The 10,776-nt window shown below is 35.1% G+C and carries 14 protein-coding genes; 8 read left to right on the top strand and 6 right to left on the bottom strand.

Going from position 1 to position 10,776, the window contains the following annotated elements:
• The first annotated feature begins 344 nt into the window (after positions 1 to 344).
• From ACJAZK_RS02915 to ACJAZK_RS02890, 6 genes are all read left to right on the top strand, one after another.
• Positions 345 to 1,067: a hypothetical protein gene (locus tag ACJAZK_RS02915; protein ID WP_415222525.1), complete on the top strand. Its 723-nt coding sequence runs from the start codon at positions 345 to 347 to the stop codon at positions 1,065 to 1,067.
• A 338-nt stretch (positions 1,068 to 1,405) separates the two neighbouring features.
• Positions 1,406 to 1,777 carry a hypothetical protein gene (locus tag ACJAZK_RS02910; protein WP_415222524.1) on the top strand — a complete coding sequence of 124 codons (372 nt, stop codon included), beginning with the start codon at positions 1,406 to 1,408 and terminating at the stop codon, positions 1,775 to 1,777.
• Positions 1,778 to 1,781: 4 nt separating this feature from the next.
• Positions 1,782 to 2,339 (top strand): fibrobacter succinogenes major paralogous domain-containing protein, encoded by a 558-nt coding sequence (locus ACJAZK_RS02905; protein WP_415222523.1) that lies wholly within the window; start codon positions 1,782 to 1,784, stop codon positions 2,337 to 2,339.
• Positions 2,278 to 3,033, top strand: a complete 756-nt coding sequence (locus tag ACJAZK_RS02900; protein WP_415222522.1) for an alkyl hydroperoxide reductase — start codon at positions 2,278 to 2,280, stop codon at positions 3,031 to 3,033. The genes ACJAZK_RS02905 and ACJAZK_RS02900 overlap by 62 nt, the downstream gene beginning before the upstream one ends.
• Positions 3,034 to 3,042: 9 nt before the next feature.
• Positions 3,043 to 3,669, top strand: a complete 627-nt coding sequence (locus tag ACJAZK_RS02895) for a peroxiredoxin family protein (RefSeq protein WP_415222521.1) — start codon at positions 3,043 to 3,045, stop codon at positions 3,667 to 3,669.
• A gap of 762 nt (positions 3,670 to 4,431) precedes the next feature.
• Positions 4,432 to 4,560 (top strand): hypothetical protein, encoded by a 129-nt coding sequence (locus ACJAZK_RS02890; RefSeq protein ID WP_415222529.1) that lies wholly within the window; start codon positions 4,432 to 4,434, stop codon positions 4,558 to 4,560.
• Between the two features lie 43 nt (positions 4,561 to 4,603).
• Here the strand turns inward: ACJAZK_RS02890 and ACJAZK_RS02885 are convergent, their stop codons facing one another.
• Positions 4,604 to 4,795, bottom strand: a complete 192-nt coding sequence (locus tag ACJAZK_RS02885) for a hypothetical protein (RefSeq protein ID WP_415222520.1) — start codon at positions 4,793 to 4,795, stop codon at positions 4,604 to 4,606.
• Between the two features lie 143 nt (positions 4,796 to 4,938).
• On the opposite strand from ACJAZK_RS02885, the gene lpxD reads away from it, so the two are divergent.
• Both lpxD and ACJAZK_RS02875 read left to right on the top strand, forming a co-directional pair.
• Positions 4,939 to 5,928, top strand: coding sequence for a UDP-3-O-(3-hydroxymyristoyl)glucosamine N-acyltransferase (gene lpxD, locus ACJAZK_RS02880; protein ID WP_415222519.1), 990 nt, complete (start codon positions 4,939 to 4,941; stop codon positions 5,926 to 5,928).
• A 63-nt stretch (positions 5,929 to 5,991) separates the two neighbouring features.
• Positions 5,992 to 6,183: a cold-shock protein gene (locus ACJAZK_RS02875; RefSeq protein ID WP_028870928.1), complete on the top strand. Its 192-nt coding sequence runs from the start codon at positions 5,992 to 5,994 to the stop codon at positions 6,181 to 6,183.
• 243 nt (positions 6,184 to 6,426) lie between these two features.
• Here ACJAZK_RS02875 and ACJAZK_RS02870 read toward each other — a convergent pair whose 3' ends face one another.
• From ACJAZK_RS02870 to ACJAZK_RS02850, 5 genes are read right to left on the bottom strand one after another with little or no spacing between them, the layout of a single operon-like run.
• Complete coding sequence (locus ACJAZK_RS02870; RefSeq protein WP_415222518.1) at positions 6,427 to 7,548, bottom strand: ABC transporter permease; 1,122 nt, start codon at positions 7,546 to 7,548, stop codon at positions 6,427 to 6,429.
• Positions 7,548 to 8,654, bottom strand: coding sequence for an ABC transporter permease (locus tag ACJAZK_RS02865; RefSeq protein ID WP_415222517.1), 1,107 nt, complete (start codon positions 8,652 to 8,654; stop codon positions 7,548 to 7,550). The genes ACJAZK_RS02870 and ACJAZK_RS02865 overlap by 1 nt, the downstream gene beginning before the upstream one ends.
• Complete coding sequence (locus ACJAZK_RS02860; RefSeq protein ID WP_415222516.1) at positions 8,651 to 9,379, bottom strand: ABC transporter ATP-binding protein; 729 nt, start codon at positions 9,377 to 9,379, stop codon at positions 8,651 to 8,653. The genes ACJAZK_RS02865 and ACJAZK_RS02860 overlap by 4 nt, the downstream gene beginning before the upstream one ends.
• Complete coding sequence (locus tag ACJAZK_RS02855; RefSeq protein ID WP_415222515.1) at positions 9,376 to 10,281, bottom strand: ABC transporter ATP-binding protein; 906 nt, start codon at positions 10,279 to 10,281, stop codon at positions 9,376 to 9,378. The genes ACJAZK_RS02860 and ACJAZK_RS02855 overlap by 4 nt, the downstream gene beginning before the upstream one ends.
• A complete protein-coding gene (locus ACJAZK_RS02850; RefSeq protein WP_415222514.1) occupies positions 10,282 to 10,770 on the bottom strand; it encodes a hypothetical protein in 489 nt (162 codons plus the stop codon).
• Positions 10,771 to 10,776: the final 6 nt, after the last annotated feature.

Raw genomic sequence — 10,776 nt, 5'->3', positions numbered from 1 at the left:
TCGCCAAATTTTTAAATTTGACGATTTCCAATAAAAAGATAAATAGTAAAATTTAAAAATTCGGCTTGTGTTTCATCCGAAAAGTAACAGCCTATTTTCAGCGCAACTTTCCATATACGTAGCCGTTGTGCATAATATTATGAAAATACGCAGCGTAAACATTAACTGGCAGACATAAAAAGTATATTATTTCTAAACAAAAAAAATAATCAAAAACAAAACAAAAACAAAAGAGTAAAATTAAGTGTTTTGTTGTTAGCCCGAAACCTAACAACACAAGCACAACAAGCAACCGCTGCCACAGTCGGATTATTAATTTCTTTTAACACAAAAATCACAATTTTATGAAAACTTACAAACACTTTTTAGTAGTTACTTTTATGTTTATTGCATCAGTCGCATCAAGCCAAGTAGGGATTGGTACCACTATCCCACACGCATCGGCGGCACTCGATGTTTCCGCAACTAACAAAGGATTTCTCCCTCCTAGAGTAGCCTCAGGCTCTGCTGTTACCTTGCCTGCAACTGGATTGATTATTTTCAACACTACTGCTAACCAACTGCAAGTGAATACAGGAACCACCACTGCACCAATATGGACAGTAACAGCAAGTAGCCACTACCTAGGCGAAGCCTTTGATGGCGGAATAATTTTTTACCTATACAAAGGTAGTGATGGTTTAGAACACGGCTTAATAGTAGCACTTACCGAAACTACACAAAGATGGTCATGGACAAGTTCGTTAGTAAATGCCAACCGTACTGAAGATGGGGTATTTAATACCAATTTAATGACTGACAGCCCTGCTAAAACTTATATTACTGGTTTAGGTGCCGGTTGGTATCTACCAAGTATTGATGAGTTAGGCTTATTGTACTACAACCGTTATAGTGTTCAAAAAGTCTTACGAGCCGGAGGCAACACGCTACTTTCACAACCAGGTTACTATTGGAGCAGTACTGAGTATTCCCAAGAATCTGCGTACATCTTCGGCTTCAGCTTTGGTTACGCCTACTTCAATAATAAGACATGGCTAAACACCGTGCGTGGAGTAAGGGCTTTTTAACAATTTATCTATTTAACAATTTAATAATTACCGCGAAGCGGTCGATTTTTTTGCGAAAGGCGAGAGTAAAGCCGAACTTGTTCGAGCTTTGCCGAGCTAAGCAAAAAACACTGTAAGTGATTTTATTTTTTGAGAATTATGGCATTGTACTACGATTTACCAGTTTTTAAAGAAGTGTATAAGTTAATACTTGTCTTGTGATTACAATAATATAAAAACTATGCACAACACTATATATGAAATCATAGCACCCTGCGGGATGCTACGCTTCATATACTAATCATTAGCAAAAATTAAAAACAAGCCCAGTAAAAACATAACCAAAAAATTCAAACATTATGAAAAAAAGAATTATTCTAGTAACACTACTCTTTTTATTTATAAAAATAACGGCACAGGTTGGTATTGGTACTACTACTCCAGACCCTAATGCAGCACTGGATATTGTATCTACAAATAAAGGTTTTTTACCACCACGAGTAGCCAATGTTGCTGCTATTGCTACACCTGTTGCGGGTTTAATGATTTATGATGAAAGTAAACAATGTATGCGGTATTACAATGGTACTATTTGGTCTGATTGTATGGGTGGCATTACACCTGCATTTACGTGTGGAGATGCGATGACCGATATAGATGGCAACACTTACCCAACGGTATTAATTGATGGTCAATGTTGGATGGCGGCAGACCTAAAAGTAAGCAAATAGCCAAATGGAAACCCTATACCTTTATATTGATAATAACGCAACTTGGGCAGCGTTAGCAGATAATAATACCGATGATGCCTACAGTTTTTATGGAGACAGTAATAATGATGGTATGATAGATATCACACATCCAGATTATGGTGCTTTATATACCTACGCTGCTGCCATTGCAGATAATTGGACAGAAGACAATAATGCCAACCAAGGTATTTGCCCAGACGGTTGGCATTTACCTACGGATGCTGAGTGGACAATCTTAACTACTTTTTTAGGAGGCACAAGTGCAGCAGGCGGCAAAATGAAAGAAACAGGTACTACACATTGGAACAGCCCAAACACAGGAGCAACCAACAGCAGTGGTTTTTCTGCGCTACCTAGCGGCTTCCGCGGCAGTAACTATGGCACGTTCTACTACGTTGGCATCAGCGGCGACTGGTGGAGCAGTACAGAGGACAGTAGTAGTTACGCCTACCTCCGAAGCCTGCTCTACAATAACGCCGATGCGTACCGCAGCAACACCAATAAGTCGTACGGGTTTTGTGTACGTTGCATTAGGGATTAGATTATTTGGTTATTTACTCTTTAGTTCACAGAGTTTTTCGCAATCCATAACTATGGAGTTTCCTGCGTTTGCTGGCAAAACCTACGATTTTATCATTTTTCAGGGCAGCAAACAAGAAACGGTACAGCAAGATACCATTCCAGCCAACGGCAAGTTTACGCTAAAAATCCCCAAACAATATGCACCCTACTCGGGTATGAGTCGGTGGTTAATAACAAACACTGCAGAAGGCGGTGGTTTAGATATGGCCATACCAGGTTATGATTTTGAGGTAAGTTGCCTGAGTGCTACTCCAGACAATAATAATATTAGCTACAAAGGTTTTGATGCCGTAAATGAGCTGAATAGGCTTCACGCCAAGGAACAGGCTATTATAGATAAATTTGAAACCATGAGTAAGGCCACACAACTTTATGATAAAAAGCATCAATTGTATGCGGCTTTTGCCAAAGAGGCAGCCGTGCACGTAAAAGCGTATGATGCGTTTCAGCAAGATTTAAAACAAAATACCAACTTCAATGCCAGGTTTTTGCCTATCGTGAATCTTGTAAACGGTATTCCGCACCGTCTTACAGATGATTACAACCAAAAAGCACTTTTGGTAAATGAATTTATTACCCAAAAATTGAGCTTTGAAGACATGTGGGTGTCGGGTCATTGGCAAGGGATTATTCAGAGTTGGGTGGTTTTGTAAATGAATGTTGTGAGTGATAAAGCCCAATTTGCCCAAGATTTTAAGCAGATAAGCGATCGAATTAAAAATCCAGTGCAATACACCGATTTTGTAGGCAAACTCACGTATTATCTTACTGAATACAGCAAAGACGACTACATAGATGCCATAGCAAAAACGGTTTTAGAATCGGGCAAAGTAACGGAGTATGTGGGCAGTATGCAGGTATATCTTAAAGCTATGGTAGGCATGAAAGCCCCAGATTTAATAGTACTTGCACAAGGAGGTGCAACTGAAACCACCGTTTTAAAAACCGATGAATTAAACTCAAAATATACCTTGTTGTTCTTTTATCAATCGGACTGTGGGCATTGCGAAACCGCTATAGCAGCCTTAAAAAGCCAGTATCAAGATTTGGTCGCCAAAGGAATAGAAATCATCAGCATTGCCGGCGACCTAGATCCAAATACTTTTGCAACTACGGCTGCGTCATTTCCATGGACAACCAAATACCGCGATGTAGAGGGTATGAACGGTATTAATTTTAAAAACTATGCGGTCATCGGCACGCCAACGATGTATGTATTAGACAGTAAAGGGATGATAATTCAAAAATCTGCTACGGTGGAGGAGGTGCTGGAGTGGAGTGGAAAATGAATTTTCATTCGCAGTCCCGTCGCATCTAAAAGTCGCAGAAATCACTAAAGTTCTGAAACTTCAAAATCGGGATGTTTTAGTACAGCGTTCGCTATGTTCTTAATTTTTTAATCGCTGCGCTCTTCCTGCAAAAGGATAGGATAGCCTTAAAAATGATACTAATACTTTAAAAGCATCTCACAAAGGTGTTTTTTTTAATTTAGGATACTTCCAAATTTCTCCCCAAATTTTTTTGAATCAATTTTTAAAATTGGGTCAATTTTTATGTTTTCTAAGTTGTTGTTTCTCTCTTATTTTTATCGGTACAGATCAACAAAAAGTATCATCTACTATTTCTACATTGAAATGACAGCACTAAAACACACTTTCCTCTTTCTACTTGCACATAAATAGCAACCGCAATAAAGGCAATGCGATAGTGCTCTATGTTGCACAACAAAAAAATCATTCTTCTCTTTTACAGCAATTTTAATGTAAAAAGGGGACTGCCTTATAGTATAAAAATAAATTTAAAAAAAACAACACACGTTTGTTCATACCAATATTTAAAGTGTAATAGTGGAAATTGAAAACATCATAAAATCTACCATGAGTATAAAAAATGCTTAGAAAGTTATTCTTGACATTATGTATACCAATACATTGATTGATAAAAATTTCTAGAATTGCTAAAACCACATGATTTATCGAGTGAACAAAATAATGTGTTACGCATTTGACATGGTCAAAAAGGAGATCCAGTTAATATGCGTGTCATTCAAGATGTCAAATGAGGAATTAGAAACAATTAAAGAAGCGATTCGCTTGGTCTCATCTTCTTATGGATTGGAACCTTACACTGTTTTTATTATTGAAAATCCAGAGTTAAGAGCGAAGTTACAGCCAGCCTAAATCTTAGTAGACAGCTTCTTTTTTAATGGCGATGCTAGATAACCTAAGGAGCACTGATTAAACCTATAGATGTATGCTGTCTAATCGTATTTTCAGGAATTATGGGTAAAGGTATTGCCAGTGTACATTTTGGATTAACTACATGTAGTGGATACATTCCAGTCGGACAATTGGTTTCAACGCGATAAGCAGATTTTGATGCGTATAATAGCCTACAGTGATTTAGAGTTGCCATAATCCATAATATTTAGATGTATTTAAAATCAAACAGTCAACGAGTCATATATCTACTTAGATTTACTTGATTTTGAAATCCTGAAGCATATGAATTACTTACTATTTTAGTATCTTGTCGATTACTAACTAACATATACATTAATGAAGTCATTGACCATACAAGAAATTAACACCATTATAAATGGAGCGGTTTTAGGCGAAACAGCTCACACTATTACAGGTTTAGAACAAATTCAAAAAGCAAATAGTAACCAAGCAACATTTATAGGAAATAGAAAATATGCTGCCATGTGGCCAGATTCTAAGGCCTCTTTAGCTATCGTAAATGATATCATAGATTTAGAACCTGGTAATAATCGTGTAATTATAAAGGTTAAAAATGCCGATTTAGCTATGGCTAAATTATTAGAGGTGTTTGCACCACCAGCACCTTATTTTGAAACAGACATTCATCCTACAGCAAGCATTGATGCTTCGGCAACAATTGGAGAAGGGAGTAGAGTTGGAGCAGGCTGTTATGTTGGTAAAGATGTTGTTATAGGTAAAGGTGTGATACTGTATCCAAATGTGACCATTTTTGATGAAACTACTATAGGTGATCACACTACAGTATGGTCTGGTACAGTGATTCGAGAACGTTCTGTGATTGGGAGCCATTGTATATTTCATATTAATGTAAGTATTGGAGCAGATGGCTTTGGTTATCGTCCAAGTGATGATGGTAGGGGGTTGATTAAAATTCCACATATAGGAAACGTAGTTATAGGAAATCAGGTAGAAATTGGTGCGAATTCTTGTGTTGACCGCGGAAAATTTAGTTCTACAATATTAGGCGATGGATGTAAGATTGATAATCTAGTTCAAATTGCACATAATTGTATCTTAGGTCGTTCTTGTATTATGGCAGGAAGTAGCGGACTAGCGGGCTCAGTAACTCTAGGAGATGGTGTTATGATAGGAGGAAGCGCATCTATTAAAGATCATACCACAATACATTCTGGAGCCACTGTAGGCGCTGGATCTGGTGTTATGAATGATGTGGCTGCAGGGAAAACAGTATTAGGTTATCCAGCAACAGATTCTAGAGAAATGTTAAAACAATGGGTTGCACTTCGAAAATTAACTAGATAATACAATTTTTGTTATTATCTTTGAGCATTAATAAATAATTATTAAACATTAAATTATAATCTAATGAGTAAAGGAACAGTAAAATTCTTCAATGATGCCAAAGGTTTTGGTTTTATAAATGAAGAAGGTTCAGACAAAGATCACTTCGTACACATTTCTGGATTAATCGACGAAATTCGTGAAGGTGATGCAGTTGAATTTGATCTTGAAGAAGGAAAAAAAGGATTAAACGCAGTTAACGTAAAGGTTATCTAATATTCGCTTAACCAAAAAATTTAAAGCCTGTCACTAAGTGATAGGCTTTTTTTATGCTCTAAATTTTATAAGGACTCAACATAAATATAATTTGGTTAAATAAATGGATGCAACCATTTGCTATTTGCAACTTCAAAAACTCCATAGGAATAAATAAGGAAAAGAATACGTTTTATGCGTTAAGCTTGTCATGAGCGAAGAAGGCGAGGTTTAGGAATAAAAAATAATTCGAACTTTAGAACTTTAAGATGTCTTTTTATAACTCCAAACAGCCAAACCATTCATTACTAAGGCATATAATAATGTTTTTAAGAGTTGCGGAAGAATATCCATAAACCCTGAGCCTTTGAGCATCACCATACGCATGACTTCCACAAAGTATTTTATGGGGTTAAATTCTGTAATTATTTGAGCCCATTTAGGCATGCTTTCAATGGGTGTAAATAAACCACTCATTAAAATAAAAATGACCGTAAAAAACCAAGCAATAAACATGGCTTGCTGCTGTGTATTTGTGAAATTTGAAATAAATAAACCAATCCCTAATATGACTAAAATATAAATAGACGTGTACAAATACAGGAGTGGTAGACTCCCAATTATAGGTACATTAAATAGGAGCCTTGCTAATACTAATCCAACCGATAACAAGCCCATTCCTATGACCCAAAAAGGAAAAAGTTTACCAATAATAAACTGGCTTTTTTTAATTGGTGTGACATTAATTTGCTCCAATGTGCCAATTTCTTTTTCGCGAACAATATTCATTCCTGAAAGAAATAAAGTAATCATAGTCACTAACAACACCAAAATACCAGGTACCATAAAAGTTTTATAATTTAAGGTTTCGTTATACCAAAACAGTGGAATGGTATCGATGTTTATTGGCTGTATTTGTTTGTCTGAAACTTGTAATAAATTAACTTTTAAATGTTGATTAAAACGTTGAATAATCTGCGTTACATATACATTTTCAACACCGGCTGCTGCACCATCAATAGCATTAATGGTAACACCTAAATCGTTGTGTTTTTCTTTTTGTAAATCACGCTCAAAATATAGTGGTATTTCTAAAACGACATCTACTTCGCCTTGCAGCATTGCTGAACTTGCTAATGCTTTAGATTGAAAATCAGTTAACATATCAAAATAAGTAGAGGCATTGAATTTTTCCACTAAAGCTCTAGATGTTGATGTATGGTCGTTATCGATATATCCAAACTTGATGTTCTTTACCTCAAAAGTGGCTGCGTTAGATAAAATAACGAGCTGCAATAATGGCAAAACAAAAATTATAGGAAGCATCCCTTTATTTCTAAAAATTTGCTTGAATTCTTTTTGTATGATGTAAAAGATTGTTTTCATTATTCCAGTCTAATTTTATATTTCTTCACACTTAATGCAATAAAAAACACGGTCATTCCTAATAGAATTAAGGTTTCTTTCCATAGATACTGTAATCCTACTCCTTTCAGCATAATGCCTTTTATAATGATGATAAACCATTTTGCCGGAATGATGTTACTAATTATTTGAAGAGGTAAAGGCATACTTGAAATAGGAAAAATAAAGCCAGATAATAAAATTACGGGAAGCATCAATCCCATTAAAGAAATCATCATAGCAGTTTGTTGTGTTGCCGAAATTGTTGAGATTAAAATACCTAAAGCTAAAGCGCTTATTATAAACAATATACTTTCAAAACCTAATAAAAACAAGCTGCCTTGAACTGGCATGTTAAAGATAAAAATACTTAACATCACAATCACTACAGCATTAATTATCGATAGAAAAATATAAGGAAATACTTTTCCGATAATAACTTGAATTGGTTTTAATGGTGATACTAAGAGAATTTCCATAGTGCCTAATTCTTTCTCTCGCGTAATGGAAATAGAAGTCATCATAGCAGACACTAACATCAAAATAATAGTCATTACACCAGGAACAAACATATAGACACTTTTTAATTCAGGATTGTAAACCATACGGGTTTCGGGAATTATTTGATAAATTATAGTAATGTCTTTATTTAGTTGTTTTTGATACTGTTGGAGAATAGCATTTACATAATTGCTTATAGTATTGGCTGTATTTGGATCTGTGGCATCTGTAATAATTTGGATGGTAGCTTTATGATCTTTAATTAGGTTTTTACTGAAATCTTTTTCAAAATTCAAAACGGCTTTTACCTGTCCTTTTTGAAACACCGCAGCAATGTCTGCTTCACGAGTTATCATTTGTTTGATGCTAAAATATTTTGAAGCAGCTATTTTGTTAATAATCTCTTTTGTGGTTGCATCTTTAGAATGGTCTAAAATAGCAATATCTACATTATTAATTTCATTAGTAATAGCGAAACCAAATAACAAAATTTGGGCAATTGGCATTCCAAAAAGAATAAACAGCGAGCGTTTATCTCTAAAGATATGGTAGAATTCTTTTTTTATGAAGCCTATAAAACGTTTCATCCTCTTGCTAGTTTTAAGAACACATCGTTCATATTTGCTACCTTGAACTGCTCTTTAAGCTTCTTTGGTGTGTCTAAAGCCTCAATTTTACCGTTCACCATAATAGATACACGATCACAATATTCGGCTTCGTCCATATAGTGAGTCGTAACAAAAACGGTCGTTCCTTGATGGGCTGCTTTATAAATAAGCTCCCAAAACTGACGCCTAGTAATTGGATCTACACCACCTGTTGGTTCATCTAAAAATACAATTTTTGGATCATGAAGTAAAGACACAGAAAAGGATAGTTTTTGTTTCCAACCTAATGGTAGGGAAACTACTAATTTATTCGAGACCTTCTCCAAACCTAATTCTTCAATTAAAACTGCCGATTTTTCTTTTATTCGTTTTCTTGATAAACCATAAATACCACCAAAAAAAGTGATGTTTTCTTTTACGGTTAAATCGTCATACAATGCAAATTTCTGGCTCATATAGCCAATGTTTCTCTTAATGTCTTCCGCTTGTTTAGAAACATCAAAACCTGCGACCTTTGCTTCGCCAGAAGTAGGTTTAGAGATGCCTATAAGCATTTTCATAGCTGTTGTTTTTCCTGCACCATTAGCTCCTAGGAATCCAAATATTTCTCCTTTTTCAACGTCGAAAGTAATGGCGTCTACAGCTGTGAAATCTCCAAACATTTTAGTTAAGCTTTTTACTTGTATGACTTTATTGTTATTCATGATTTTGCTAATTCCATAAAGGTATCTTCAATAGTAGCTACTGTTATTTTAATTTCTATGTTGGTTAAATTTTTCGATTCTAAATACATCTTTAATTCTTCTGGATTAAAATTCGTTCTCTTATCGGTATAATGCACATACTCACCAAATGGATAAACACTATGATTGTATTGATACTCTTTTAAGCTATTGATTAGTTGATACATATTCTGTGCACGAACATTATAAATAGGTTTTGAGTAATGTTTTACAATAGCTTTAGGTGTGTCAATTTCTAAAATCTTCCCATCTTGTATGAGTGCAATTCTATCACATAAAGCAGCTTCATCCATATAAGGTGTAGACACCAAAATTGTAATGCCTTTTTGCTGCAGACGCTTTAACATTTCCCAAAATTCTTTTCTAGAAACAGGATCCACTCCAGTCGTTGGTTCATCTAAAAATAATACTTCTGGTTTGTGTATTAATGCACAACACAATGCTAACTTCTGCTTCATTCCTCCAGATAATTTTCCCGCTCTACGATCTTCAAAGGGTTCAATCTGAACGTAAATTTCTTTTATTAAATCGTAGTTTTCCTCAATAGTGGTTCCAAAAATAGTTGCGAAAAAAGTCAAGTTTTCTTTAATTGTTAAGTCTTGATAGAGTGAGAATTTACCTGGCATATATCCAACATTTTTTCTGATACTTTTATAATCTGCAACCACATCAAAACCAGCGACAGTTGCTAAGCCTTCATCTGCAATTAAAAGTGTAGTTAATATCCTAAATAAAGTCGTTTTGCCAGCACCATCTGGACCGATTAATCCGAAGAGTTCACCCGGTTTTACGTCAAAAGAAATATGCTGTAATGCCTTTACTTTTTTATAGGATTTTGATATCTTTGAAATAGTAATGCCCATTTATTCAAAATAATCATTGTATGCATTGAGGTTTCCCTCTATACTATATTTTAATTTTAACGCTTCTTCCAAGGTTTTAGCTTGAGAAAGCGCTTCAATTTTATCCATTAATGGCAAGAGCCAAATATGTAAATTATCGTGTGAAGCACCTTTCATAGTACAATTTTTTATGACATAGTTTTTGTCATTATTTAGTTGTTCAGCTAATTTATAGTAGTCATCCAATGTCTTAGCTGTTTGCGTTTTGATCCTATTTTGCATGTTTTGAACACCTTCCTTGGTTTCTGGATTGGCGGGCCATTTACGACTATTATCCAACTCAATATCCTTGATCCAAACATTATCATATACGTTTGAGGTATCCTCGTTGTGACCTTCGTTTATAAGTTCAACGGGTTGCTCAACAGGTTCTATTTTAGCTTCTTGTTGTTTAGTGTCTTTGCAGTTTACTAAAGCCAAAAGGCTTATTGCGAAAATGATTTGTTTCATGGTTTA

The organism is Psychroserpens sp. (assembly GCF_047633235.1).
Classification (GTDB): domain Bacteria; phylum Bacteroidota; class Bacteroidia; order Flavobacteriales; family Flavobacteriaceae; genus Psychroserpens.
Note: the sequence above shows the minus strand (reverse complement) of the source record. Positions and strands in the feature narration are given on the sequence as shown.